The sequence below is a fragment of the Rhodovulum sp. 12E13 genome, assembly GCF_003340565.1.
GTDB lineage: Bacteria > Pseudomonadota > Alphaproteobacteria > Rhodobacterales > Rhodobacteraceae > HLUCCA09.
Window position 1 is genome coordinate 195101 of the sequence record NZ_QPLK01000005.1, and the last position, 24263, is coordinate 219363.

24 protein-coding genes are annotated in these 24263 nt (G+C 71.2%); 10 read left to right on the plus strand and 14 right to left on the minus strand.

The window, feature by feature from the left end; all coding sequences use genetic code 11:
- Window positions 1-15: 15 nt before the first annotated feature.
- Window positions 16-573: a protein-export chaperone SecB gene (gene secB / locus DLJ49_RS06680; protein ID WP_115392752.1), complete on the minus strand. Its 558-nt coding sequence runs from the start codon at window positions 571-573 to the stop codon at window positions 16-18.
- 113 nt (window positions 574-686) lie between these two features.
- On the minus strand, window positions 687-1244 hold the full coding sequence (locus DLJ49_RS06685; protein WP_115392753.1) for an FxsA family protein: 558 nt from the start codon (window positions 1242-1244) through the stop codon (window positions 687-689).
- 197 nt (window positions 1245-1441) lie between these two features.
- Between DLJ49_RS06685 and DLJ49_RS06690 the strand changes: the two genes are divergently transcribed.
- Both DLJ49_RS06690 and DLJ49_RS06695 read left to right on the plus strand, forming a co-directional pair.
- Window positions 1442-2110: a Tim44/TimA family putative adaptor protein gene (locus DLJ49_RS06690; RefSeq protein WP_115392754.1), complete on the plus strand. Its 669-nt coding sequence runs from the start codon at window positions 1442-1444 to the stop codon at window positions 2108-2110.
- 349 nt (window positions 2111-2459) lie between these two features.
- Complete coding sequence (locus tag DLJ49_RS06695; protein WP_115392755.1) at window positions 2460-3104, plus strand: Smr/MutS family protein; 645 nt, start codon at window positions 2460-2462, stop codon at window positions 3102-3104.
- On the opposite strand, the gene DLJ49_RS06700 is transcribed toward DLJ49_RS06695, so the two are convergent.
- Window positions 3067-4305, minus strand: coding sequence for an MFS transporter (locus DLJ49_RS06700; RefSeq protein ID WP_233488795.1), 1239 nt, complete (start codon window positions 4303-4305; stop codon window positions 3067-3069). The genes DLJ49_RS06695 and DLJ49_RS06700 overlap by 38 nt on opposite strands.
- 163 nt (window positions 4306-4468) lie before the next feature.
- On the opposite strand from DLJ49_RS06700, the gene DLJ49_RS21695 reads away from it, so the two are divergent.
- Window positions 4469-4621 (plus strand): hypothetical protein, encoded by a 153-nt coding sequence (locus DLJ49_RS21695; protein WP_158547412.1) that lies wholly within the window; start codon window positions 4469-4471, stop codon window positions 4619-4621.
- A 61-nt stretch (window positions 4622-4682) separates the two neighbouring features.
- Here DLJ49_RS21695 and DLJ49_RS06710 read toward each other — a convergent pair whose 3' ends face one another.
- From DLJ49_RS06710 to DLJ49_RS06725, 4 genes are all read right to left on the minus strand, one after another.
- Window positions 4683-5438, minus strand: coding sequence for an NYN domain-containing protein (locus DLJ49_RS06710; RefSeq protein WP_115392757.1), 756 nt, complete (start codon window positions 5436-5438; stop codon window positions 4683-4685).
- A complete protein-coding gene (locus DLJ49_RS06715) occupies window positions 5438-5944 on the minus strand; it encodes a GNAT family N-acetyltransferase (protein ID WP_115392758.1) in 507 nt (168 codons plus the stop codon). The genes DLJ49_RS06710 and DLJ49_RS06715 overlap by 1 nt, the downstream gene beginning before the upstream one ends.
- A 143-nt stretch (window positions 5945-6087) precedes the next feature.
- On the minus strand, window positions 6088-7881 hold the full coding sequence (gene ggt / locus DLJ49_RS06720; protein WP_115392759.1) for a gamma-glutamyltransferase: 1794 nt from the start codon (window positions 7879-7881) through the stop codon (window positions 6088-6090).
- A gap of 123 nt (window positions 7882-8004) precedes the next feature.
- Window positions 8005-9117: an S-(hydroxymethyl)glutathione dehydrogenase/class III alcohol dehydrogenase gene (locus DLJ49_RS06725; protein WP_115392760.1), complete on the minus strand. Its 1113-nt coding sequence runs from the start codon at window positions 9115-9117 to the stop codon at window positions 8005-8007.
- A 78-nt stretch (window positions 9118-9195) separates the two neighbouring features.
- Here DLJ49_RS06725 and DLJ49_RS06730 point away from each other — a divergent pair, with 78 nt between their 5' ends.
- The 3 genes from DLJ49_RS06730 to DLJ49_RS06740 are packed head-to-tail and all read left to right on the plus strand — an operon-like array spanning window position 9196 to window position 10881.
- Window positions 9196-9615: an I78 family peptidase inhibitor gene (locus DLJ49_RS06730; protein ID WP_199533314.1), complete on the plus strand. Its 420-nt coding sequence runs from the start codon at window positions 9196-9198 to the stop codon at window positions 9613-9615.
- A 58-nt stretch (window positions 9616-9673) separates the two neighbouring features.
- A complete protein-coding gene (locus DLJ49_RS06735) occupies window positions 9674-10222 on the plus strand; it encodes an NADPH-dependent FMN reductase (RefSeq protein WP_115392762.1) in 549 nt (182 codons plus the stop codon).
- The gene (locus DLJ49_RS06740; RefSeq protein WP_115392763.1) at window positions 10219-10881 is read left to right on the plus strand and encodes a hypothetical protein; all 663 of its coding nucleotides are present in this window, start codon (window positions 10219-10221) and stop codon (window positions 10879-10881) included. Before DLJ49_RS06735 ends, DLJ49_RS06740 begins: the two co-directional genes overlap by 4 nt.
- A gap of 1 nt (window position 10882) precedes the next feature.
- Here the strand turns inward: DLJ49_RS06740 and dapA are convergent, their stop codons facing one another.
- The gene (dapA, locus tag DLJ49_RS06745) at window positions 10883-11764 is read right to left on the minus strand and encodes a 4-hydroxy-tetrahydrodipicolinate synthase (protein ID WP_115392764.1); all 882 of its coding nucleotides are present in this window, start codon (window positions 11762-11764) and stop codon (window positions 10883-10885) included.
- 146 nt (window positions 11765-11910) lie between these two features.
- Here dapA and DLJ49_RS06750 point away from each other — a divergent pair, with 146 nt between their 5' ends.
- A complete protein-coding gene (locus DLJ49_RS06750) occupies window positions 11911-13863 on the plus strand; it encodes a lytic transglycosylase domain-containing protein (RefSeq protein ID WP_115392765.1) in 1953 nt (650 codons plus the stop codon).
- 56 nt (window positions 13864-13919) lie between these two features.
- On the opposite strand, the gene DLJ49_RS22730 is transcribed toward DLJ49_RS06750, so the two are convergent.
- Entirely contained in the window at window positions 13920-14045 is a 126-nt protein-coding gene (locus tag DLJ49_RS22730; RefSeq protein WP_255566568.1) for a hypothetical protein, read from the minus strand.
- 189 nt (window positions 14046-14234) lie between these two features.
- Between DLJ49_RS22730 and hslV the strand changes: the two genes are divergently transcribed.
- The 3 genes from hslV to hslU are packed head-to-tail and all read left to right on the plus strand — an operon-like array spanning window position 14235 to window position 17175.
- Window positions 14235-14801 carry an ATP-dependent protease subunit HslV gene (hslV, locus tag DLJ49_RS06755; RefSeq protein WP_115392766.1) on the plus strand — a complete coding sequence of 189 codons (567 nt, stop codon included), beginning with the start codon at window positions 14235-14237 and terminating at the stop codon, window positions 14799-14801.
- Window positions 14798-15877 carry a hypothetical protein gene (locus tag DLJ49_RS06760; protein ID WP_233488797.1) on the plus strand — a complete coding sequence of 360 codons (1080 nt, stop codon included), beginning with the start codon at window positions 14798-14800 and terminating at the stop codon, window positions 15875-15877. Before hslV ends, DLJ49_RS06760 begins: the two co-directional genes overlap by 4 nt.
- Window positions 15874-17175, plus strand: a complete 1302-nt coding sequence (hslU, locus tag DLJ49_RS06765) for an ATP-dependent protease ATPase subunit HslU (RefSeq protein WP_115392767.1) — start codon at window positions 15874-15876, stop codon at window positions 17173-17175. The genes DLJ49_RS06760 and hslU overlap by 4 nt, the downstream gene beginning before the upstream one ends.
- Before the next feature lie 94 nt (window positions 17176-17269).
- Here hslU and glmM read toward each other — a convergent pair whose 3' ends face one another.
- From glmM to DLJ49_RS06790, 5 genes are all read right to left on the minus strand, one after another.
- Window positions 17270-18613, minus strand: a complete 1344-nt coding sequence (gene glmM / locus DLJ49_RS06770) for a phosphoglucosamine mutase (protein WP_115392768.1) — start codon at window positions 18611-18613, stop codon at window positions 17270-17272.
- A complete protein-coding gene (gene folP, locus DLJ49_RS06775; protein WP_115392769.1) occupies window positions 18610-19629 on the minus strand; it encodes a dihydropteroate synthase in 1020 nt (339 codons plus the stop codon). The genes glmM and folP overlap by 4 nt, the downstream gene beginning before the upstream one ends.
- Complete coding sequence (locus DLJ49_RS06780; RefSeq protein ID WP_115392770.1) at window positions 19626-20546, minus strand: dihydroneopterin aldolase; 921 nt, start codon at window positions 20544-20546, stop codon at window positions 19626-19628. Before DLJ49_RS06780 ends, folP begins: the two co-directional genes overlap by 4 nt.
- 172 nt (window positions 20547-20718) lie before the next feature.
- On the minus strand, window positions 20719-21435 hold the full coding sequence (locus tag DLJ49_RS06785) for a cell wall hydrolase (RefSeq protein WP_115392771.1): 717 nt from the start codon (window positions 21433-21435) through the stop codon (window positions 20719-20721).
- 178 nt (window positions 21436-21613) lie between these two features.
- Window positions 21614-24202 carry a putative PEP-binding protein gene (locus DLJ49_RS06790; RefSeq protein WP_199533315.1) on the minus strand — a complete coding sequence of 863 codons (2589 nt, stop codon included), beginning with the start codon at window positions 24200-24202 and terminating at the stop codon, window positions 21614-21616.
- Window positions 24203-24263 lie beyond the last annotated feature (61 nt).

A 24263-nucleotide genomic window follows, 5' to 3' on the forward strand; every position in this document is an offset into this window, starting at 1 on the left:
CGACCGCGCGCCCGATCAGGCGTCCGTGCTGCCCGACTCCGCTCCCGCGCCGCCCTGCTTCTGCGCTTCGGCGCGGCGGGCGAGCTCCTGCCGGTAGATCTGCAGGAAATCGACGTTGTCGAGGTTGAGCGGGGGAAAGCCGCCGTCGCGCGAGACGTCCGACACGATGCGCCGCACGAACGGGAACAGCATCCGGGGACACTCGATCATCAGGAACGGATGCAGCTGGTTGTCCGGCACGTTCTCGACGTGGAAGATGCCACCGTATTCCAGTTCCATCAGGAACAGCGCAGCACCGTCCGACTTGTTGCGGCTTTCGACGGTGAACTTGGTGATGACCTCGTACTGATGCTCGGCCGAGCGCTTCTTGGCGTCGAGGTTGACCTGCACCTTGATGTCGGGCTGCACCTCGCCCTGCACGCCCTTCTGCGCGACCACGTTCTCGAAGGACATGTCGCGGATGTACTGGCCCAGAACCTGCATCTTGACCTGCGGCTGCTGGGTGCCGGCGGCGGCGCCGTTGGCGCCTTCGGGGGTGCCGCCCGGGGCACCGTCGGTGGGAGTGTCGGACATGAAAGCCTTCCTCGCGTTTTCGTTCAGCCGGGCGCATAGCAAACCCCGCCGGAAGGTCAAAGCCCCGCCGCGTGGCGGCGGGCCGACCGGCAGCGCGGCGGACGGGCCGCGCGCTACTCCTGCGTCCAGCCGGAAGGGCGGTCGCCGCCTTGACGGCGCCGGCGATGCTCCCCGCCCTGCTCATCCGCCCTCTCGTCGGGTGAGAGCTCCTCGTATTCTCCCTCGATCACGTCGGGGCGTCCGGGGGCAGCGTGCCTCGTCCGACCGTGCGGCGCACGCGGATGCACCCCTGCTCTGGCCCCCATGCCGACCCCCGACGCGTGCACGACAACACGCTTTCGGAGCCAGCGGAATGCCGCCTCGCGCACCGCGGGCACCAGCAGCAGGAAGCCGACCGCGTCGGTGAAGAAGCCCGGCGTCAGCAGCAGGGCACCCGAGAAGAGGATCATCGCCCCGTGGGCGAGCGGTTCGGTCGGGTCGCGCAGCGTCTCGAGCGAGCCCTGGATCTGCTGCAGCACGCCGCGCCCCTGCCGGCGCACCAGCCATGTGCCAAGGATCGCGGTCAACACCACGATCAGCAGGATCCAGCCGAGATCGAGCACCGAACCGAGCTGGACGAACAGGGCGATCTCGATGAGCGGAACGGCGATAAAGAGCAGCAGAAGGGGCATCGAGCGCTTTCTCTGGGCTGTGAAGCACGTCCGACCGGCCAGTCAGGGCCGAATGGGGCATTGCAGACGCGCAATCGGTGGACTTGATCGAACCCCCCGCTTACATAGGTGCGTCGACACGGGAGCGGAACCCGCGCCAGCGCCACGCCGCCGCCCCGCCCACATGGCCGCCCCGGCGCCCACAGAGAGAGGACGACATGAGCTCCGCCGTCATCCAGCTGCTGGTCCTCGCCGGCATCGCAATCTTCCTCATCCTTCGGCTGCGCTCTGTTCTCGGCACGCGGGAGGGGTTCGAGAAGCCCCCGGTCTCGACCACCGGCGGCAACGAGCGGGTGCGCGGCCCGCGTCGCGACTTCGAGGTGATCGAAGGGGGCATAGATCGCGACATCACGGACCACGTAGATGACGGCTCGGATGCCGCCAAGGCACTCGCCGCCATGAAGATCGCCGAGCCCGGGTTCAACGTGGGCGAGTTCCTGCAGGGCGCCCGCGCGGCCTACGAGATGATCCTCATGGCCTTCGAGCAGGGCGACATGGAGCAGGTGAAGGACTTCGTGGCCGATGATGTCTACGAGGCCTTCACCGACGTGATCCGGCAGCGCGAGGAACAGGGGCTGACGATCGACGCCAATTTCGTCGGTCTGCGTGACGTGCAGCTGGTCGATGCCAGCTTCGACCGTGATTCGCAGACTGGCGAGGTGACCGTGCGGTTCGTGGGCGAACTCACGTCGGTCGTGCGCAACGCCACGGGCGAAGTGGTGGAGGGCGATCCGCAGGAAATCAAGCGCCAGCGCGATGTCTGGAGCTTCGCCCGCCAGATGGGCACAGGCGACCCCAACTGGCAGCTGGTCGCCACCGGGGAGTAGGGTCTCGTGCGCCTGGCCGGTCCCATCCGCGCCACGGCGCCGTGGGCGCTTCCCGACTCCGCAAGCGGGCGAGGCCGATGCGGTGGCGGTGCGACCCTCGGCCGGGCTGACCGCGCGCCATTCATTGCGCGCGCGCCTGTCCGCGCCGACTGCGCCGGGTCGGATGGCGCGGTCAGGTGCGTGGCCCCGGGCGCCTTCGGGCGTGGCCCGGCGGCGGCAATGGCCCCAAGGCGTTCCCATTGCATTGCACTGCACATGCTTAGTGCGACAGGGTGCGCCCGCCGTGGCCGAGCGCGGTTCGTCACGCACATGCAGTACCACCGAGCCACGGCGCGGTGGGCATAAGCCGATGTCGCGTCGCCGCAAGGGCCATCTGAGCGACGACGATCTGGCGCTGTGGCGACAGGTTGCCCGCACCGCGACGCCGCTGCCCGGCGACCGCCCCCGCAAACCTCCCGGTCAGGATGCGCAGCCCCGCTCCGAGGTGCCCGACAAGGCGACGCGGGCCCGACCCCAACGGCAGACCGCGATCGAACCCTTCCGAATCGGGTCCGAGGCCCGAGCGACCGACCGCGGACATGATCTGACCCCGACGATCCGCGGCCAGCTCGAGCGTCAGCCCCTGCGGATGGATCACAAGGTCTTCACCCGCATGAAGCGCGGCAAGCTCCGGCCCGAGCGGCGGATCGACCTCCACGGCATGACGCTGGCGCAGGCGCACCCCGCGTTGCGCGCCTTCGTCCGGCAGGCCCATGCCGACGGGCTACGCCTTGTTGTGGTCATCACTGGCAAGGGCAGCACGGGGCGCGACGAGGGTGGCCCCATTCCCCAGCCGCGCGGGGTACTCCGCCGTCAGGTGCCCGGCTGGCTGCACTCGCCCGACCTGCGCCCCTACGTGCTCCAGGTGAGCGACGCGCATCTCCGCCACGGCGGCGGCGGCGCGTATTATGTCTGTCTCACGCGCGGACCGGCAGCAGGGGGGCGGCGCGGCTGATCGCGAGCCCGGTGCAGGCGCAGGCCAGCAGGAACCAGCCGGCGATCCCGATCATCTGCTCGTCGAAACTGAGTCCGGCGTCGATCAGCGTGCCGGTCAGGATCGGGCCCACCGCCGTGCCGAACACCATCACCGCCGCCGCCATCGCCTTGACCGCGCCGATATGGCGCGTGCCGTAGAACTCGGCCCAGAAGGCCGAGGGCAGGGTGTGATTGGCACCGACCGTCAGCGCCATCAGGATCATCCCCAGCGCCACGCCCCACGCCCCGGAAGAGAGCGACAACACCAGGAAGGCAGCCACCATCGGGGCCTGCGCCAAGGGCATCAGCCGCGCCGTTCCGAACCGGTCGATCAGGAAGCCAGACAGGAGCATCGAGGCGACGGCCGCCCCCGTGAAGACAGGGAACAGCGCCACGAGGCCTAGGTGGCTCAGCGCCTTGGTCTCGGCGAAATGCACCTGGTGAAAGAAGAAGGCCGTCGAAAAGGCCGCCGGACCCAGCAGGAAAGGGACCATCGCCCAGAACAGCCAGTGACGCAGCACCTCGGCCCGCCGCCAGTGCCGCCCGTCCATGCCGTGCGCCTGGTTTTCCTCGGCCTCTGCCTGCGGCGTCCGTTCGAGCGCCAGGAGCCGCCCCAGCACAGGCAGGGTTGCGAGAATCAGCAGCGCCACCAGCACCCACAGCCACCGCCAGTCGACCACCGCCATCGCCGCAACGAAGGTGACCGGCAGGGTCGCCTCTCCCAGCGCAAACCCCACCGAGGCGACCGACAGCGCCCGCCCGCGGGTCGCGACGAACCAGCGCGCCATGGCCACCGTGGCGATGTGGCTCGTCATGCCCTGACCGCAGAACCGCAGCAGGAACACCACCGGCACCAGCATCCACGCGGCGCTGGCACCCGCCATGGCGAGGCAGGCCGCGGCGAAGAGAGGCAGCACGATCAGCGACAATGCCCGGACCCGAAGGATGTCGGTCGCCTGCCCGGCCCAGATCATGGCGACCGCGGAGGCGAAGGTGCCCGCGGCGTAGATCGTGCCCCAGGCGCCATGCGACAGGCCGAACTCGTCGCGGATCTCGCCGGCGAAAACCGAGATGAAGAAGGTCTGCCCCCAGGACGAGGTGAAGGTCAGCAGCGCCCCGGCAGCAAGGAACGCCGCGTTGGCGCGCAGGAAGGGCAGCATTGCGGGCAGGCGCTCGGGCATGCCGCTCCCCTACGCCCGTTCCGGGGCAGGGGAAATGGGCGCCGCCACGTTCGCGTCGCCGACGCACCCGGCGATGCGCGCGCGCCCGAGGCTGCAAATGTGTGCTGCGCCCGTCGCCTCCCCCGCCTCCAGGTACACATCGTCCTCGTTCACCGAGCCGAACATGGACGATAAGGATAGCTCCGACTTCGTGTTCCGGACCTACATGCAGCCCGCGGTCATTCCCCTCCCGCCCGCCTTGGCGCTCCTGCCTCTGGCGCTGGGCGGCCTCTTCTGCTTGCGCAGACGGGGCGAGGGGCGCGGCAGGGACGCCTGACCGCTGACATGGCCGAACTTGCCACGTCGGGCCGGGCCGGTCACGGCGCGTCGGCGGCGCGTTAGTCAAGCCGGCGAACGAGGAGCTGGTTGGTCGGGCCGCGCTTCGTCTCGAAGATACGGATCGACTGCACCAGGTCGGAAAACTTCTTCTTGCCGTAGCTGCGCGTGTCGAAATCGGGGTTCGCCGCGACCACGAACTGCCCCAACGGCCCCAGCGCATACCACTCGTCGTCCTGGTCGATCGAGTCCATCGCCTTGAGGATCAGGTCGCGCGCCTCGTTGAGCGAGCGCGGGGCGCTCTCGGGCGCAACTTCGGGCGTGGCAACGTCGGGTGCGGCCCCCTTCGCCTGCTGCTTCTTGGCTTCGCGGGCCGGGCCGGCGTCGATATTCTCGAGGTAGATGAACCGCTTGCAGGCGCGCACGAAGGCCTCGGGCGTCTTGCGCTGGCCGATCCCGTAGACGTCGAGCCCCTGCTCGCGGATGCGGCTGGCCAACCGGGTGAAATCGCTGTCGGACGACACCAGCACGAAGCCGTCGAAGCGGTTCGAGTGCAAAAGGTCCATCGCGTCGATCACCAGCGCGATGTCCGAGGCGTTCTTGCCGATCGTGTTGGCCGGCTGGTGGTGCGGCACCAGTCCGAACTCGGCCGTCACCTTGGACCAGCCGCGCATCTGCTGGCTCGAGAAGTCGCCGTAGCAGCGTCGCACGCTCGCTTCGCCCAAGCTCGCGATCTCGTCGAAGATGGCCTTGGTGTATTGCGGCGAGGTGTTGTCGGCGTCGATCAGGATGGCGAGAAGCGGGCGGTCGTCTGGCATCAGGCGCGGCCTTCCAGCGGCTTGAACATCACCAGGGCGTCGACATGGCCCTGTCGCGGGTGGCGGAAGGCGCCGGGCAACCTTCCGACTTCAGCGTAGCCCTCCGACCGCCAGATGTGGAGGGCGGCGGCGTTGGTCTCGACCACGAAATTGAACTGCATGGCGAGAAAGCCCCGCGCCCGCGCCTCGCCCTCGACCCGGCGGAGCATCGCCCGGGCCAGGCCCCGCCCGCGTGCCGCCTCGGCGGTGACGAAGCCGGCATTGGCGACATGCGCCCCGCCGCCCCGCGCGTTGGGGCGCAGATAGCAGGTGCCGAGCGGTGCGCCGGCCGCGTGGGCGAGGAACGCGGCGTTGGGCGGTGCCGTCCAGTAGTTCAGCGCCTCGTCGCGGCCGATATCGGGCTCGATGGCATAGGTGTCGGCCGCGCGAAAGGCGGGCTCGAGCAGCGCCCAGAGCGCCTCGTCGTCGCCCCGGGTGACGGGCCGGATCGTCAGGTCGTGCGGCATGGCGCCTCTCTGGCACGGACGGGCCGCCCGTGCCAGCGCGCTTCGGGGTCGAGGGGCGACACGATCGCTGACCGACCGGGAGTGGCGCGCGGATCGGGCCGCGGCGACCTGCGAAAGCCGCCGCCGCCGTCACACGGCCTGGCTCACTCGCCCAGCGCGATGCCCTCGCGGCGGGGGTCGGCGCCGCCCCGCAGCGTCTCACCCACCTCGATGGCGTGCAGGCCCGAGGTGAGGTCGCGCAGGTTCACCTCGTAGCCCATGGCCGTCAGCGGCTCTGCCAGCGCTTCGGCGTCGGTCCCCGCTTCCAGATCGTAGGTACCGAAGCGGTTGACCGCATGGGGCATGGCGAGGGCCTGCTGCACATCCATCCCCCAGTCGGTATGGGCGATGACGGCCTGCGCGACGTAGCCGATGATGCGGCTGCCGCCGGGCGAGCCGATCACCAGCGTCGGCTTCCCTTCATGCAGGACGATGGTGGGCGACATCGACGAGCGCGGCCGCTTGCCCGGCTCGACACGGTTGGCGATGGGCCGGCCGTCGGCATGGCTGCGGAAGCTGAAGTCGGTCAGCTCGTTGTTGAGCAGGAAGCCCCGCACGAACAGCCGCGAGCCGAAGCCGTTCTCGATGGTCGTGGTCATCGACAGGGCGTTGCCGTCTGCATCGACGATCGAGATGTGCGAGGTCGAGGGAAACTCGATGCTCTCGTCTGGCGCCCAGAGCTGCGCGTGATCCCATTCGGGGGATCCGGGCGCCACCTCGGGCAGGGCGTCGTCGCCCTGCAGAAGCCGGGCGCGCTCGGCAAGATAGTCGGGCGCGACCAGCCCCTGCGTGGGCATCGGCACGAAGTCGGAATCGGCCATGTAGAGGCCGCGGTCGGCGAAGGCGAGGCGCGAGGCGTCGCCGATCAGCCGCCACGCCTCTGGGCTGTCGGGGCCGAGCGCGGCGAGGTCGTAGCTGTCGAGCATGCCGAGGATCTGACCCATCGTCAGCGCGCCGGAGGAGGGCGGACCCATGCCGCAGACGTCGCGCTCGCGGTATTCGGCGCAGACGGCCGGACGCTCCACCGCCTCGTAGAGCGCAAGATCGGTGCGCGACAGCACGCCGGGATTGCCCGCGGCGGTGCGGACGGTCGCCACGATGTCGGACGCGATGTCGCCGGTGTAGAACGCCTCGGCCCCCTCGGCGGCGATGCGGCGGACCGTGTCGGCATAGGCGGGGTTGGTCAGCGTGTCGCCCGCCGCGATGGGCTGGCCCCCGGGGAAGAAGTAGCGGGCCGTGGCGGGGAAGCGTTGCAGGCGGTCGGCGTCGCCGGCGACCAGGTCGGCGAGGCGGGGCGAGACGGTGAAGCCGCCCTCGGCCAGCGCGATCGCCTCGGAGAACAGCGAGGCCCAGTCGGCGCGGCCCCACTTCTCGTGCGCCGCCTGCATCAGCGCGGGCGTGCCCGGCGTGCCGACCGAGCGGCCGCCGACCACCGCATCGAAGAAGCCGAGTGGCTCGCCGTTCTCGTTCTGGAACAGCGTCGGCGTCGCCTCGAGCGGGGCGGTCTCGCGCCCGTCGAGCGTGGTCACTTCGCCGCTGCCTGCGTCGTACCAGACGAGGAAGGCGCCGCCACCGAGGCCCGAGCTCTGCGGCTCGACCAGCCCCAGCACCGCCTGCACCGCCACCATCGCGTCGGCCGCCGTGCCGCCCTCGCGCAGCACCCGTGCGCCGGCCTCGACCGCCAGCGGGTTGGCGGCGGCCACCATCCAGCCCTGCGCCTCTGTCGGCTCTCCGGCCTGCTTGGCCGCCAGCGCGGTGCGGGCCGCCTCGGAGAGCGGGCCGAACTCGGCGCCGACATCGGCGGCCCCTTCGGGCGTGACGGCGTCGGCGGCCTCCTGCGCGACAGCCGGCCAGGCGAGGGCCAGCGCGAGAAGGGCTGTGGCGGTGCGTCTGAGCATGGTCTTCTCCCTGCGGTTTTGCCCTCGGGGGGGCGCTTCAACCGCAGGGTGGCACGGGTGGACCCGACCGGGCGAGGGATGACGTGGCGGCCGGCCCGCTTGCGCAGAGACCGGCCGACGCCCTCAGTATTCCACGACCGAGCGGATCGACTGGCCCGAGTGCATCAGGTCGAAGCCCTCGTTGATCTTGTCCAGCGGCATGGTGTGGGTGATCATCGGGTCGATCTCGATCTTCCCCTCCATGTACCACTCGACGATCTTCGGCACGTCGGTGCGGCCCCGCGCGCCGCCGAAGGCCGTGCCCTTCCAGACCCGCCCCGTCACCAGCTGGAAGGGCCGGGTGGAGATTTCGGCGCCGGCGGGCGCCACGCCGATGATGATCGACTCGCCCCAGCCCTTGTGCGCGCATTCCAGCGCCGCCCGCATCACCGAGACGTTGCCGGTGGCGTCGAAGGAGTAGTCCGCGCCGCCCTTCGTCAGGTTGACGAGGTAGGGCACCAGATCGCCCTCGACCTCGCTGGGGTTGACGAAATCGGTCATGCCGAAGCGCTCGGCCATCTCCTTTTTCGCCGGGTTCAGGTCGACACCCACGATCTGGTCGGCGCCGGCCAGACGCAGCCCCTGGATCACGTTCAGCCCGATGCCGCCGAGGCCGAACACCACGCAGCGCGACCCGATCTCGACCTTGGCGGTGTTGATGACCGCCCCGATGCCCGTCGTCACCCCGCAGCCGATGTAGCACACCTTGTCGAACGGCGCGTCGGGCCGGATCTTGGCCACCGCGATCTCGGGCAGGACCGTGTAGTTCGAGAAGGTCGAGGTGCCCATGTAGTGCAGGATCGGCTCGCCATCCTCGGTCGAGAAGCGTGACGTTCCGTCGGGCATCAGGCCCTGCCCCTGGGTGGTGCGGATCGCCTGGCAGAGATTGGTCTTGGGGTTCAGGCAGTATTCGCATTCGCGGCATTCGGGCGTGTAGAGCGGGATCACGTGGTCGCCCTTCTTCACCGAAGTCACGCCGGGGCCGACATCGACCACCACGCCCGCGCCCTCGTGGCCGAGAATGGCGGGAAACAGCCCCTCCGGATCGGCCCCCGACAGGGTGAAGTCGTCGGTGTGGCACAGGCCCGTGGCCCTGATCTCCACCAGCACCTCGCCGGCGCGCGGGCCTTCGAGGTTGACGTCCATGATCTCCAGCGGCTTGCCCGCCCCGACAGCCACCGCCGCGCGCGTTTTCATTGCCCGAACCTCCCGTTAAGGTGCCGCATGACCGTGGCCGAGGCAGGCCGAAGATTCAATGGGCGAAGGCGGAGCAGCATGCGGCGAGCGATGGCGGTGCGAGGAAGCGTGGTGGCGGGGTGCCTGTGGCTTGCGGCGTGCGGGCCGCAGCAGCCGCCCTTCGAGGAGGTGATGACGCCCGACGCCTCGGCCAGCCTGCCCGCGGCCGAGCCCGTGACGGCCGCGCCGCTGGAGGGCGATGGCGACACCGAGGGCGGCTCGGGGGTCGTGACCGCGCAGGGGCCGGGCGGGCTGGTCGAGCGCCTGCCCGATACGTGCCAGCTCGACAACTACCGGCAATACGCCGGTCAGGATGCAGTGACCGCGTCGTTCGCCGTCACCGACCGCCCGGTGCGGATCATCGCGCCAGACTCGATCGTGAGCCAAGTCTACGACCCGCAGCGGGTGAACTTCTACACCGACAGCGCCGGGCGCGTCGCCCGTATCTCGTGCGGGTAAGGGTGGCCATGCGCACCCTGCGGCCCTACCTGCCCACCGATGACAAAGGGGGCGCGGAATGACGCTGAAGCTGCTGGGGATGTGCGGATCGCTCCGCGCCGGCTCGTGGAACCGCAAGCTGATGCACGACGCCGCGCGGCGGTTCGGGGCGGCCGAATTCGTCGCGGGCGACCTGCGGTTGCCGCTCTACGATGGCGATTCGGAGGATGCCGAGGGCATTCCTCCGCAGGTGCGCCGGCTGGCCGACCAGCTGGAGGTGGCCGACGCGGTGCTGCTGGTGACGCCGGAATACAACCAGTCGCCGGCCGGCGTCATGAAGAACGCGCTCGACTGGATCAGCCGGGTCGAGGGCAGCCCCTGGCGCGACAAGCCGGTGGCGATGATGTCGGCCGCGGCCGGCCGCGCGGGCGGGGCGCGGGCGCAATACATGCTGCGGCTCTGGATGATCCCGTTCCGCCCCTGGGTGATCCCGGGGCCCGAGGTGATGGTGGCCGGCGCCGCGAAGGAATTCGACGGCGCCGGGCGGCTCACGTCGGATCGTTACGCCACCGCGCTGGACGAGCTGATGGCGCAGCTTCGCCACGCCGCCGAGGCACGCCGCACATGAGGGCGCTCGCCCTCGCCGTGGCCGTCGCCCTTGCCCCGGCGGCGCAGGCCCAGCAGGACGCCAGCGTCGCCCGGCCCAATCTGCTCGCCGCCATGGGTCTGCTCGACAGCGAGGAGGCGACCGTGCGGCACCCGCGCGCCCCCGATTTCGCCATCTCGGTGCCCAGCTCCGACGAGGTCACGGCCGAGCGCCTCGACGTGCCGCAGAACGAGGATGACGTCGTCGCCGCGTGGGAGTTCCGCACGGGCGAGGGCGCCGTTGTCGAGACGCTGACCCTGACGGTCGCGCGCATCGATCCGGCCGAGCCGGTGGTGCGCCAGTTCGCCATGGCCAACCTGCTGGTGCTGCGCAGCTACGCCGAGATCGCCCGGCAGTTTCCCGGCGCCCGACTGATCGCCTTCGGCCCCGTGGCGCGGGAAGACGGGCTGAGCGCCGTGCAGACGGTCGGCAACTTCGAGACCGGCGAAGGGCGTGCGCTGGTCTTTCGCCATGTGGGGTTGATGGCGGAAGGCCGCGAGCAGGCGCTGGTGGCCATCGTCAACATCGACCCCGAGCGGATGCCCGTGCGCTCCGACTCAGAGCTGGTCGACACCTTTGCCGGCCGCGCGCTCGGCTCGCTGCGGCTGGTCGAAGACGGCGGCGATCTGCCGGCGGACTAGCCTAGTTCAGCACGCCCGCGTGGCGCATCGCGTCGGCGATGCGCGCCTGCACCGGCGCGGTGACCCCCGTAAGGGGCAGGCGCACCTCGTCGGAGCACTTGCCGAGCAGCGCGAGCCCGTGCTTGGCCCCGGCCACGCCCGGCTCGAGGAAGATCGCCTCGTGCAGGGGCATGAGCCTGTCCTGCAACTCGAGCGCCCTTGCGTAGTCGCCGGCCAGCGTCGCCTCCTGGAACTCCGCGCAAAGCCGTGGCGCGACGTTGGCCGTGACCGAGATGCAGCCGACCCCGCCATGGGCGTTGAAACCGAGCGCCGTCGCGTCCTCGCCCGAGAGCTGCACGAAGTCGGCGCCGACATACATCCGCGTTTCCGACACGCGCGCCAGGTCGCCCGTCGCGTCCTTCACCCCGACGATGCGGGGCAGGCGGGCGAGCTCGGCCATCGTCTGGGGCGTCATGTCGACGACCGAGCGACCGGGGATGTTGTAGATCACGATCGGGATGTTCGTGGCGTCGTGCAGCGCGGTGAAATGCGCGATCATCCCCGCCTGCGTGGGCTTGTTGTAGTAGGGCGTCACCACGAGGGCGGCATCGGCGCCCACCTCCTCGGCGTGGCAAGTGAAGCGGATCGCCTCCGTCGTGTTGTTCGAGCCGGTGCCGGCGACCACGGGGATGCGGCCAGAGACCCGCGCGACCACGCGCTCGATCACCTGCTCGTGCTCCTCGTGGCTGAGCGTGGGGCTCTCGCCCGTGGTGCCGACGGGCACGATCCCGTGGCTGCCCTCGTCGATGTGCCAGTCGACCAGAGCGTCGAGCGTGGCGAAATCGACGCCGCCATCCTTGAACGGGGTCACCAGAGCGGGCAACGATCCCTTCAGTCTGTCCATTCCGGCTTCCCCCTGTCGGCCACCCGAGTCGCGCCCGGTTCCCTAGCTGTCGCCGCAGCCCTTGCCAAGTTCGTGACCCGCACTGTTTCCCGGTTGCATGGCGATATGCGGCCTGTAGGGTCCGCTCGCCGCACCGGGAGGTTGAATTGCGCCGTTTCGCCCTCGCCTCGTGTGTCGCCGTCTTCGCCCTCGCCGGATCCGCGCCGGCGGCCGATGCACCCGCGCCCGAGCTGGCCGACGCGATGCGGCTGGCCTTCGAGAAGGTGCGCGCCGACGACTGGCGCGCGGCCGACGTCGCCGCGCTGCCGGCGGGTGCCGTGGGGCGGGACATCGTGGAATGGTATCGCCTGCGCGACGGCGAGGGGGATTTCGAGGATTACCTGTCCTTCCTGGAGCGGCGCGCCGATTGGCCCGACCTGCTGACCATCCGCCGCAACGCCGAGGGCGCGATCCGGCCCGAGACGCGGCCCGAGGCGGTGCTCGCCTTCTTCGCCGGTCACGAGCCCGCCACGGGCTCGGGCGTGGTGCGGCTGGTTTCGGCGCACGAGTCGCTGGGCCACACGGGCGATGCGATGGCGACCGCCGTGAAGGCGTGGCTGACCCTGCCGCTTGGCGCCGGGGCCGAGGCCGAGCTCCTGTCACGCTATGCCGACGAACTCGCGCCGTTCCACGAACAGCGCATGGACGCGATGCTGTGGGCCGGCAACGAGAGCGCGTGGCGCCGCATGATCGGCCGGGTCGACGAGGGCTGGCTGCGGCTGGCCGAGGCGCGGCAGGCGCTCGATGCGCAGGCGCCCGGGGTCGACGCGCGGATCGAGGCGGTTCCGGCCGCGTTGCAGGACCACCCGGGCCTCGCCTACGAGCGGTTCAACTGGCGGGCGCGCAAGGGGCGGCGCGAGGATGCCATCGCGCTGATGCTCGAGCGCTCCACTGGCCCCGAGGCGCTGGGCCGGCCCGAGCGCTGGGCCAACTGGCGGCGCATCTACGCGCGGATGCTGATGCGCGAGGGGGCCGCGCTCGAGGCCTATACCCTTGCGAGCCGGCACTTTCTCGTCGAGGGGGCGCATTTTGCCGATCTCGAGTGGCTCTCGGGCTTTCTCGCGCTGCGCTTCCTCGACGACCCCGAGCTTGCGCTGTTCCACTTCGACCGGTTCGCCATGGCCGTGGAGACGCCGATCAGCCTGGGCCGCGCCGGCTACTGGCGGGGCCGCGCCTACGAGGCGCTGGGCGAGGAGGAGAACGCCGAGACGGCCTATCGCGCGGGTGCCGAGCACCAGACGAGCTTTTACGGGCTCCTCGCGGCCGAGGCCGCGGGCGTGGACCTTGATCCGGCGCTGAGCGGCGGAGAGGAGTTTCCCACCTTCGACGAGGCCGGGCTGGCCGACAACAGCGTGTGGCAGGCGGCCGATCTCTTCCTCGCCGGGGGCGAGCCGTGGCGGGCCGAGCAGTTCCTCCGCCACCTTGGCCGGACCCTCCCGCGCGAGGCCGCGGGCGCCGTCGCCGACGTGCTGCTCGGGCGGGGCGAGGCGCATATCGCGCTTCGCATGGCCAAGGCCGCGGCCGGGGAGGGAAGGGTGCTGCATGCGGCCTACTTCCCCATAGCCGAGGGGTTCGACGGCGATCTGCCGGTCGAACGCGCCCTCGCCCTCGCCGTGGCCCGCCGCGAAAGCGAGTTCGATCCCGTGGTTGTCAGCCCGGCCGGGGCGCGCGGGATCATGCAGCTCATGCCCGGCACGGCCAGCGACGTGAGCCGCGAGCTGGGCCTCTCCTATTCGCGTGATGGCCTGACGGAGGACGCGGCCTACAACGTGCGCCTCGGCACCGCCTATCTCGCCGGGCTGATCGACTCGTTCGGGCCGGCGCCGGTGCTCGTCGCCGTGGGTTACAACGCGGGGCCGGGCCGTGCGATCGACTGGCGCGCGACCTTCGGCGACCCGCGTGACGAAAGCGTCGATCTCGTCGACTGGATCGAGCTGATCCCGTTCCGCGAGACGCGCAACTACGTCATGCGCGTCACCGAATCGGTCATGGTCTACCGCGCCCGCCTGTCGGGCGAGACCGGCCCGGTGCGGATGCTCGACTACCTGCGCAACGGATAGCGCGACATCGCCGGGCGAGGGGTCGGGCGACCGCAGGCGGGCCGGTCCCACCGCCCTCACTCGGGGGCCGCCGTGCCCTCCTCGGTGGTCGTCTCGCCGCCGCCGTCGCCCACGGCCTCGTCTTCCTCGTTGCACGCCGCGAGGGCGAGCATGACGAACACGCCCAGGATCAACCGTTTCATCGTCGTGTCTCCTTGTCCGGACAGCGCCCATGATCATACGTCACCGCCACGCCGCCGTTCCGCGCAATTCCCACGCCCGGCCGGGCGCCGGCGAAGACCTGCCGACCGGCCGCGCGGCATCGGCGACGGGCCGCTCCGGTTGTGCGCCGCTCCGGGCAGGGCCATATAGCGGCCCGGATGGAGGTGCGCATGGACAGACGCGAGTTTCCCGGCTGGCACGGCACGACGATCATCGGCGTCCGCCGCGGCGGCGAGGTCGTGATTGCCGGCGACGGGCAGGTGAGCATGGGCGACACGGTGATGAAGGGCACCGCCCGCAAGGTGCGCCGACTCTCGCCCGGCGGCTCGGATGTGGTGGCGGGCTTCGCCGGCTCGACCGCCGACGCCTTCGCGCTGCTCGAGCGTCTCGAGACCAAGCTCGAGTCCGCGCCCGGCCAGCTCCAGCGCGCCTGCGTCGAGCTGGCGAAGGACTGGCGCACCGACAAGTACCTGCAGAAGCTTGAGGCGATGCTCATCGTCACCGACGGGGCGCAGATGTATGTCGTCACCGGCGCCGGCGACGTGCTCGAGCCCGAGCACGACGTCGCCGCCATCGGATCGGGGGGCAACTACGCGCTCGCCGCCGCCCGCGGGCTGGCCGAAAAGACCGATCTTTCGGCGGAGGAGATCGCGCGTCAGGCCATGGCCATCGCCGCCGACATCTGCGTCTACACCAACGGCAACCTGACGGTGGAGACGATCAGGGGCGCGGCGTGAGCCTGTCCCGCGACGATTTGCGCGCAGCCGTCGCCGCCGGCATGATCTCCGAGGCGCAGGCGGCCTCGGTGCTTGCGCTGTCCGAGGCGCGGGCCGGGGTGCGCGAGCGGATGGAGGGGCGCGACGAGCCGTTCGAGCTGTTCCGCGGCTTCAACGAGATCTTCATCGTCGTGGGCCTCGTCATTCTCTACGCCGGCTGGATGGGCGTCACCGGCCTGTCGGCCGCCACGTCGCTCGGCCCCACGGGCCTGAGCTTCGCGATCTATGCCGCGATCACCATGGCCGTCTCGGCCGGCCTCGCCGGATACTTCACCCTCCGCCGCCGGATGGTCGCGCCGTCCATCGCATTGACGGTCATGTTCGGCCTTGCCGCGCTGCAGCTGGGCGCGAGCCTCGGCTGGCAGGTCGGGCTGAACTTCCAGCAGCGGGCGGTGTTCACCGCGGGCCTCGCCACAATGGCGATGCTGGGCTGGTACGGCGTGTTCCGCATCCCCTTCTCGATGGCGCTGGTGGCGCTCGGTGTCTTCGCCACGGCGGGCGCGGCGCTGATCGTGCAGGGCGCGGGCCTGCCCCGCCCGCAGGAGCTGTTCCTGCTGTCGGCAGACGGGCCTTTCGCGGCGCTGACCATCGTGCTCGGCCTGATCGGTCTCGCCGTGGCGCTCGCCTTCGACATGTCCGACCCGCACCGCGTGACGCGCCGCTCCGCCACCGGATTCTGGCTGCATGTCGTCGCCGCGCCCGCCATCGTCAACACTGTCGCGCTGACCCTGTTCACGGACGGAAGCCGCGGCGCGGTGATGGCCCTCATGGCCTTCCTCGCGGCCATGGCGCTGTTCGCGCTGGTCATCGACCGACGCTCGTTCATCGTGGCAGGCGTCGGCTACGTCGTGGCGCTGTCGCTCGGCGTGCTCGAGGACAGCGCGATGCTGGCCATCCTGCTTCTCGGGCTCGCCCTCGTCCTGCTCGGGGCCGGGTGGGAACAGATGCGCGGCAGCCTGATGCGCGCGCTTCCCCGCTTTCCCGGCAAGGATCGCCTGCCGCCCTGGACCCTTCTCGACGAAAGACCCCCCGCATGACAGACCTGACCCCTCGAGAGATCGTCTCGGAGCTCGACCGTTTCATCATCGGCCAGCAGGAGGCCAAGCGCGCCGTCGCCGTCGCCCTGCGCTCGCGCTGGCGCCGCCGGCAGCTCGACCCCGCCCTGCGCGAAGAAGTCTACCCCAAGAACATCCTGATGATCGGCCCCACCGGCGTCGGCAAGACCGAGATCTCGCGCCGCCTCGCCAGGCTCGCCCGCGCGCCCTTCGTCAAGGTGGAGGCGACCAAGTTCACCGAGGTCGGCTATGTCGGCCGCGACGTCGAGCAGATCGTGCGTGATCTCGTCGACGCCTCCATCGCCATGACCCGCGAGCACATGCGCGAAGACGTCAAGGCCCGCGCCCACCAGAACGCCGAGGACCGCGTGATCGAGGCCATCGCCGGCGAGAACGCCCGCGAGCAGACGCGCGAAATGTTCCGCGCCAAGCTCAAGCGCGGCGAGCTCGACGACCACGAGATCGAGCTCGACCTTGCCGAATCCGCCCCTTCGATGCCGATGATGGAGATTCCGGGCCAGCCCGGCATGGGCGGCATGAACCTCGGCGACCTCTTCGGAAAGGCGTTCGGCCAGCGGACGGTGCGCAAGAAGCTGACCGTGCGCGACAGCTACGAGGTGCTGATCCAGGAAGAGGCCGACAAGCTGCTCGACGACGAGCAGGTCAAGCAGGCGGCGCTCACCGCGGTTCAGGAGAACGGTATCGTCTTCCTCGACGAGATCGACAAGGTGGCAACCCGTCAGGATACGCGCGGCGGCGAGGTGAGCCGCGAGGGGGTGCAGCGCGACCTCTTGCCCCTGATCGAGGGCACGACGGTGAGCACCAAGCACGGCCCGGTCAAGACCGACCACATCCTGTTCATCGCCTCGGGCGCCTTCCACATCGCCAAGCCGTCCGACCTGCTGCCGGAGCTTCAGGGCCGCCTGCCCATTCGCGTCGAGTTGCGCGCCCTGACCGAGGCCGACTTCGTGCGCATCCTCGAAGAGACCGACAACGCCCTGACCCGCCAGTATGCCGCTCTGATGAAGGCCGAGGACGTGACGGTGGAGTTCACCGAAGACGGCATCGCCGCGCTCGCCCGCATCGCGGCCGAGGTGAACCAGTCGGTCGAGAACATCGGCGCGCGGCGCCTCTACACGGTGATGGAGCGCGTCTTCGAAGAGCTGTCGTTCACCGCGCCCGACCGCGCCGGAGAGACGGTCAAGGTCGATGCCGCCTTCGTCGAGCAGAATATCGGCGAGTTGGCCAGGTCGGCAGATCTCAGCCGCTACGTGCTCTGAGGGGCGGCGGCTCCATCATCTTGGCCGAAATACTCCGGGGGAGGCGGCCCGGAACGGGCCGACGGGGGCAGCGCCCCCTGCGCCCATCGCCGCCTCACGCCGCCGCTTCGACCGCCGCGACCACCTCGCCCAGCACGGCGCCCAGCAGCGCCTCGTCCTCGCACTCGCCCATGACGCGAATCAGCGGCTCGGTGCCCGACTTGCGGATCAGAAGGCGCCCCTTCGCGCCCATCCGCGCCTCGGCATCCGCGATGGCGGCCTGCACCGCAGCCTGCTCGAGCGGCGCCGCGCCGGGGGCGAAACGCACGTTTCTCAGCATCTGCGGCACCGTCTCGAAATTCGACGCCAGTTCCGAGGCGCGCCGCCCCGTCTCGACCATCGCCGCGAGGAATTGCAGCGCCGCGATCAGCCCGTCGCCCGTGGTGGCGTAGTCGGTCATCACGATGTGGCCCGACTGCTCGCCGCCGAGGTTCCAGCCGCCCGCCCGCATCCGCTCCACCACGTAGCGGTCGCCGACCGGCGTCCGCTCCAGCCGCAGGCCGCGCCCCTCGAGGAACCGCTCGAGCCCGAGGTTCGACATCACCGTGGCCACGAGCGTGCCCTCGCGCAGCCGCTGCTGCTGGGCCCAGCGCGCGGCGAGCAGCGCCATGATCTGGTCGCCGTCGGCCACGCGGCCGGTTTCATCGAGCACCATCAGACGGTCGGCGTCGCCGTCGAGGCACAGGCCGATATCGGCGCGATACTGCACCACCGCCTTCGCCGCCGCCTCGACATTGGTCGAGCCGCACCCTTCGTTGATGTTGAGCCCGTCGGGCGACACGCCGATCTCGATCAGCTCCGCCCCCAGCTCCCACAGCACCTGCGGCGCGGTGCGGTAGGCTGCCCCGTTGGCGCAGTCGATCACCACCCGCAGGCCGGCGAGCGACCGGTCGGGCGGAAAGCTCGCCTTGGCCCGCTCGACATAGCGGAAGCGCCCGTCGTCGATCCGTTTCGCCCTCCCGATGTTCTGCGCCTGCGCGGGCTCGACCCCGCTGTCGACCAGCGCCTCGATCTCGGCCTCGGCGGCGTCCGACAGCTTGTAGCCGTCAGGCCCGAAGAACTTGATGCCGTTGTCGTGGTGCGGGTTGTGGCTCGCCGAGATCATGATGCCGAGGTCGGCCCGCATCGACCGCGTCAGGTATCCTACCGCCGGCGTCGGCACCGGCCCGAGCAGCAGCACGTTCATCCCCGTGCTCGTCAGCCCCGCCGTCAGAGCGTTCTCGAACATGTAGCCCGACAGGCGCGTGTCCTTGCCGATCACGACGCGGTGCTCCTCGCTCGCGTCCTGGCGGAAGTAGCGGCCGGCCGCCGCGCCGAGGCGCAGCGCCATCCCTGCGGTCATCGGGTGGGTGTTGGCGCGTCCGCGCACGCCGTCGGTGCCGAAAAGCGTCCGGTTCATGGCCTGTCCTCGTCCCACGACCCCTGCGTCGCTGCCCGCCAGAGCGCCAGCGCCTGTGCCGTCTCGCTCGTATCATGGACGCGCAGAACCTGCACGCCCTGCGCCGCGCAGGCCAGCGCCACGGCGACCGAGCCGGGTGCGCGCGGCCGGCCGCCGCCGGCGCCCGAGATCGTGCCGATGAAGCGCTTGCGCGAGGCGCCCACGAGGACAGGGCAGCCCAGCCCGTGGAACAGCGAGACGCGGCCCAGAAGCGCGAGGTTGTGCGCCAGCGTCTTTCCGAAGCCGATGCCGGGGTCGACGAGGATGCGCTCGCGGTCGATGCCCGCCGCCTCGGCCGCGGACACGCGCGCGGCGAGCCAGTCGAAGATGTCGAGCAGAACGTCGTCGTAGCGGGGGTCGTCCTGCATCGTCTCGGGGCCGCCTTGCGCGTGCATCAGGCAGAGGGGCACGCCCGCCTCCGCCACCAGCGCGGCCATGCCCGCATCGAAGGACAGTGCCGAGACGTCGTTGACCATGGCGGCCCCGGCCCCCAGCGCCGCCCGCGCCACACCCGCCTTCCGCGTGTCGATGGAGAGGGGCCGCGGCCCCCCCGCGAGTCCCCGGATCACGGGCAGAACCCGCGCCATCTCTTCCTCCACCGGCACCTCGCGGGCGCCGGGGCGGGTGGATTCGCCACCGATGTCGATCAGGTCGACGTCGTCTGCCATTGCCCGGCCGGCCGCGATCGCCACCTCCGCCTCCGCGTGCACGCCCCCGTCGGAAAAGCTGTCGGGCGTGACGTTGAGGATGCCCATCAGCCGGGGCCTGTCCCAGCCGGGCCCCATCAGCGCCGGCCGGGGCGCGGTCAGCCGCGCGCGCCAGTCTCCGGGCAGCGCCTCGACGGGCTCGACCTGCGGCGCCTGTCCCCGCTCCAGGACCTCGACATGGGTAAACCAGGCCCAGCCCCCGGCAAGCGTCGGCGCATTGTCGGGTCGCGCGGGGCCTACCTGCGGCAATGGCCGCCAATAGGTCGTCACAGCGCCAGCTCCCCGTCCAGCGCCACCGTCTCGCCCCCCGGCACGGGCGCGCCGAGGCCCAGCAGGCGTGCCGCGCCGAGCAGCCCCCCGAGCCAGGCGGCGATCGCCGGCGCGTCCTCTGCCCCGGCCTCCGGCGCCTCGACCGCGTCGAGCACGATCTTCGAGGGCGCCCAGACCACGATGCGCCCCCCGGCGATGGCGTGAGCGATCTCGGTGCGCGTCTCGACCACCACGCAGCGACGGTCGCGGCCGGCCAGCACCCAGGCGTTCTGCTCCAGCGCCAGAAGGTCGATCCGCGCCTGCGGCATCGGATGGGCCGAGCGGGGCCGGGGCAGGTCGGGCAGCCCCACCGTCAGCACCACCGGCCAGCCCTGCGCCTCGAGCTGATCGAGCCAGCGCGGCAGCCGCGCATCCCCGATCGCCGCGTTCGACAGGTGCACCACCAGCGGCCGTGCCTCGGCCCCCGCGATCACCGTCTCGGGCAGCGCGGCCGCCCCCTCCGCCTCGGCCCGCCGCTCGATCTCCACGCCCAGCGCATGCGGGCCGCGGTCGAGCTTCTCGATCCGCACGAAGACGCGCCGCGCCATCGGCTCGGTCAGCACCAGCGCCGCCACCCGCTCGGCGAGCGTCTCCAGGAGGTTCAGCCGCTCCTCGCCCAGCGCCCGGTCGATCGCCGCTACCAGCGTGTCGTAAGACAGGATGCGGTCGACATCGTCCGACAGGTCGCCCCGCGGCCGCCCTACCTCCACCACCACGTCGAAGCGCAGCCGCTGCGGCGCGCCCCGTTCCTCCTGGAACGCGCCGATCTCCACCGATCGGACATGTTCGCGCAGCGAGATACGGTCGCGCGAGGGGGCGCCCGGAGCGCCGGCGCGCGCCTCGAGCGGAGAGAATGCAGTGGCGAGATCCCGTGTCATGCAGCGCTCCCTGCCATGGACACCGCGCCCCTTCCAGCCCGGCGAACGACGCGACACGGCCCGAAACCGGCCCGTCCCTTCTTCTTGCTGCAAATATCCCCGCCGGAGGCACGGCCCCGCTTGCGGGGCCCACGAATGGGAAGGCGCCGAAGGCGCTCCGGACCGTCGCGCTTCAGGAGCGCGGCGCCCGGTAGAAGCGGTGCACCCCGATCGTCGCGGTGTGGGGAAACGCCGCCGCCCAGCGCGGGTTCACCGCGGTCGTGTGATAGTGCGTGGCGCCGCCGGTCAGCACCCGCGGGGCGCCGTCGAGCATCAGGCGCGCGATCTTGCCCGCCCGCGCCCAGGCCCGCTTTTCGCGGATCGTTTCGGCCGCGCCGTCGCAGGTGTAGGTGAACTGGCAGCGGTAGCGCTGACCGGTGCCCTGGTGCACCACGCCGCAGACGCTGTCGGGGTAGGTCCGGCTGTCGACGCGGTTGAGGATCACCTCGGCCACCGCGACCTGCCCGCGCACCGGCTCGCTCCGCGCCTCGAAATAGATCGCCTCGGCGAGGCAGCGCCACTGCGCGCCACCTTCCGGCCGCGGCAGACGGTCGATCCAGTCGATCTCGTGGCGAATCGCGCGGCGCTCGGTCTCGTCGGTGCGCAACAGGCTCGGGGCGGGCAGCCCGGCGCTGGCCCGGAAGGCTTCGGCGCCGGGGCCGGCGATCTCCTCGAGCCGCGCGGCGAAGGGGCGCTCGTCCCCCGGTGCGGCACCGTCGCGCTCCACCGCGCGCGGGTCCGACGAGGTGGAAAGGAACGTGTCGGCGCGCGCCGGAGAGGCGGTCAGGAGCGCGAACGACGTCACACAGGCAGCGGCCAGCGCCGCTGCGGCACTCTTTGCAGGCAGCATCGTACTCTCTCGGGCTTCGACGCGGTTCCCCCCACGCCCGGGCCGGAGGACCGGCTAGACCAGCCGGGCCACGAGTGTAAACGTCAGACTGCCTGCCCAAATTGCGCGCAATTCGACAAAAAAGGCGCTTCTCGGGCGGGGGTGTGACAAAAAAGCGCTAAGCTGTGGCCGGGGCGCCTCAGTCTTCCAGGCCATCGTCGGCGGCCCCGGCCCCGACCGATTCGCGCGCGCGCAGCGCGAGGTGGGCGGCCGCGAGCCGGGCGATGGGCACGCGGAAGGGCGAGCACGACACGTAGTCGAAACCCGCCTCCCGGCAGAAGGCGATCGTGTCGGGGTCGCCGCCGTGCTCGCCGCAGACAGACAGCACCACGTCGGGCCGGGTGCGCCGCCCCCGTTCCGCCCCGAGCAGCAGCAGCTCGCCCACCCCGTCGCGGTCGAGCGTGTGGAACGGGTCCTCCGGGAACACCTCCTGGCTGACATAGGTGCCCATGAACCGGCCGGCGTCGTCGCGGGACAGGCCATACGTCATCTGCGTCAGGTCGTTGGTGCCGAACGACAGGAAGGCCGAGTGCTGGGCGATCTCGCCCGAGCGCAGGGCGGCGCGCGGCGTCTCGACCATCACCCCGAGCCGATAGTCGAACTCCTGCCCCGTCTCGGTCTTGACCGCCACCGCCACCGAGTCGATCCGGCCGCGCACCAACTCCACCTCGCGCTTTGCCGAGACGAGCGGGATCATGATCTCGGGCACCACGGCGGCGCCGGCCCGCCGCGAGGCCTCGACCGTCGCCTCGAAGATGGCGCGCGCCTGCATGTCGTAGATCTCGGGCAGCGTCACCCCGAGGCGCACGCCGCGCAACCCGAGCATCGGGTTGAACTCCGACAGCGCCTCGACGCGGTGCGTGACGTCCGACAGCGGCAGGTCGAGCGCCTCGGCGAGGCCCCGCAATCCCTCGCGGTCGGAGGGCAGGAACTCGTGCAGCGGCGGATCGAACAGGCGGATGCAGACGGGCTTGCCCGCCATGATCTCGAACAGCTCGACGAAATCGGCGCGCTGCATGGGCAGCAGCCGCTCGAGCGCGGCGGCGCGGTCGGTCGAATTGTCGGTGAAGATCATCTCGCGCATCACCGTCAGGCGCGCGGGCTCGAAGAACATGTGCTCGGTGCGGCAGAGACCGATCCCCTCGGCCGCGAAATCTTGCGCCATCCGGGCATCGGCGGGGGTGTCGGCGTTGGCACGCACCCCGATGTCGCGCCGGGCATCGGCCCAGGCGAGCAGCTTGCGGAACGGGCCGTCGAGCCCCGGCTCGAGCATCGGCGCCGCACCCTTCAGCGCCTCGCCGGTGGAGCCGTCGACCGTCACTACGTCGCCCTCGCTCAGCACCCGGCCCGAGGCCGTTATCGCCCGTCGCCTGCGCGGGTCGAGGCGCAGGCCCGTCGCGCCGACGATGGCCGGCAGGCCGAGGCCGCGGGCGATCACCGCGGCATGGCTGGTCATGCCGCCCCGCTCGGTGATGACCGCGTTCGCCGCGTGCATGCCGCGAATGTCCTCGGGCGTGGTCTCGCGCCGGGCGAGGATGCAGGGCTCGCCCTGCGATGCCGCCGTCTGCGCCGCCTCCGAGCTGAACACGAGCTTGCCCACCGCCGCGCCGGGGCTCGCCGCCATGCCCTTGAGCAGCACGTCGCGCGGCGCCGCCGGATCGACCTGCGGATGCAACAGCTCGGTCAGCGCCCTGGGCGGAACGCGCAGCACCGCGTCGTCGGGCGTGATGATTCCCTCCTCGGCCAGCGTGACCGCGATGCGCACGTCGGCCCGCGCCGAGCGCGGAACGCGGACGGCGTCGATCACCGACAGCGCGCCGTCGACCACGGTGAACTCGATCTCCATCTCTTCGCGCAGGCGGGCGCGGCACCGCTCCGCGATCTCGGTCAGCTGGTCGAAGATACCGGGCTGCTCGCTCTCGAGGGAGGGGCCGCGCTCGTCCTGTGCGAGGTAGATCGCCTCTTCGCTGCGGCCGAGGGCGTCGCGCCCCATCGACTGGCGGAGGTAGCGGCCCGAGACCTGCCGCTGCCCCGTCACGACATCGACCATGCGGATCACGCCCGAGCCGCTCTCGCCCGGCCCCATCCCCAGCGCCATCGCCTGCACGACGAGGCCGAGCCCGGCGTCGGCCGGTGCCCCGCGCGCCTGCCGCAGTAGGCGTGCCGACGTCGTCTCCCAGGCGCGCGCCATCGAGCGCAGCACCTCGGCAAGCTGGCGGGCCGGATCCTGCGGAAACGGTTGCTCCGTCTCGTCCTCGTAGGCGGCGAGTGCGGCGCGCACCGCCTCGCCGCCGCCGAGTTCCGCCGCCTGTTCGAAGGGCTCGGGGTCGAGATGCGCGACATCCTCGGCATAGGCCATCACGAAGCGCAGGTAGAGCGCGTCCGCCGCCTCGCGCCCCAGCGTCTCGGCCAGTGAGTCGGCCCTGGCATCGCACATGCCGATGTTGAGCACCGCGCCCGGCCCGCCCCAGTCGGGGTCGCCGGAGGAGGGGCGCACCGAGACGAGCGGCGCGCGGCCGAACGCGGCGAGCAGGCGCGCCGTGTCGGGGCGATGCCCCTCGGCGATGCGGAGGACCTCGTCGAACGAGAGTGCCACGGTGCGCGGCACGGGCACGCCGAGGCGCACCAGCCTCTGCAGGCACTTCGCCCGCCCGCCATGCGCCGCGACCGTGATCCGCCCCTCGGGCGTGATCAGCGTGAAGTCCTTGAAATCGCGCATTTGCTGCAACGCGGCGCACCTCCGGGGCCAGCGGCACCATACGCCCGCGCGGCGCGGCCGCAAGCGCCAC

Bases quoted from the DNA above. Each gene is read 5' to 3' on its own strand.
- secB (WP_115392752.1), bottom strand. From the start codon at position 573: ATGTCCGACACTCCCACCGACGGTGCCCCGGGCGGCACCCCCGAAGGC.
- DLJ49_RS06685 (WP_115392753.1), bottom strand. From the start codon at position 1,244: ATGCCCCTTCTGCTGCTCTTTATCGCCGTTCCGCTCATCGAGATCGCC.
- DLJ49_RS06690 (WP_115392754.1), top strand. From the start codon at position 1,442: ATGAGCTCCGCCGTCATCCAGCTGCTGGTCCTCGCCGGCATCGCAATC.
- DLJ49_RS06695 (WP_115392755.1), top strand. From the start codon at position 2,460: ATGTCGCGTCGCCGCAAGGGCCATCTGAGCGACGACGATCTGGCGCTG.
- DLJ49_RS06700 (WP_233488795.1), bottom strand. From the start codon at position 4,305: ATGCCCGAGCGCCTGCCCGCAATGCTGCCCTTCCTGCGCGCCAACGCG.
- DLJ49_RS21695 (WP_158547412.1), top strand. From the start codon at position 4,469: ATGGACGATAAGGATAGCTCCGACTTCGTGTTCCGGACCTACATGCAG.
- DLJ49_RS06710 (WP_115392757.1), bottom strand. From the start codon at position 5,438: ATGCCAGACGACCGCCCGCTTCTCGCCATCCTGATCGACGCCGACAAC.
- DLJ49_RS06715 (WP_115392758.1), bottom strand. From the start codon at position 5,944: ATGCCGCACGACCTGACGATCCGGCCCGTCACCCGGGGCGACGACGAG.
- ggt (WP_115392759.1), bottom strand. From the start codon at position 7,881: ATGCTCAGACGCACCGCCACAGCCCTTCTCGCGCTGGCCCTCGCCTGG.
- DLJ49_RS06725 (WP_115392760.1), bottom strand. From the start codon at position 9,117: ATGAAAACGCGCGCGGCGGTGGCTGTCGGGGCGGGCAAGCCGCTGGAG.
- DLJ49_RS06730 (WP_199533314.1), top strand. From the start codon at position 9,196: ATGCGGCGAGCGATGGCGGTGCGAGGAAGCGTGGTGGCGGGGTGCCTG.
- DLJ49_RS06735 (WP_115392762.1), top strand. From the start codon at position 9,674: ATGACGCTGAAGCTGCTGGGGATGTGCGGATCGCTCCGCGCCGGCTCG.
- DLJ49_RS06740 (WP_115392763.1), top strand. From the start codon at position 10,219: ATGAGGGCGCTCGCCCTCGCCGTGGCCGTCGCCCTTGCCCCGGCGGCG.
- dapA (WP_115392764.1), bottom strand. From the start codon at position 11,764: ATGGACAGACTGAAGGGATCGTTGCCCGCTCTGGTGACCCCGTTCAAG.
- DLJ49_RS22730 (WP_255566568.1), bottom strand. From the start codon at position 14,045: ATGAAACGGTTGATCCTGGGCGTGTTCGTCATGCTCGCCCTCGCGGCG.
- hslV (WP_115392766.1), top strand. From the start codon at position 14,235: ATGGACAGACGCGAGTTTCCCGGCTGGCACGGCACGACGATCATCGGC.
- hslU (WP_115392767.1), top strand. From the start codon at position 15,874: ATGACAGACCTGACCCCTCGAGAGATCGTCTCGGAGCTCGACCGTTTC.
- glmM (WP_115392768.1), bottom strand. From the start codon at position 18,613: ATGAACCGGACGCTTTTCGGCACCGACGGCGTGCGCGGACGCGCCAAC.
- DLJ49_RS06780 (WP_115392770.1), bottom strand. From the start codon at position 20,546: ATGACACGGGATCTCGCCACTGCATTCTCTCCGCTCGAGGCGCGCGCC.
- DLJ49_RS06785 (WP_115392771.1), bottom strand. From the start codon at position 21,435: ATGCTGCCTGCAAAGAGTGCCGCAGCGGCGCTGGCCGCTGCCTGTGTG.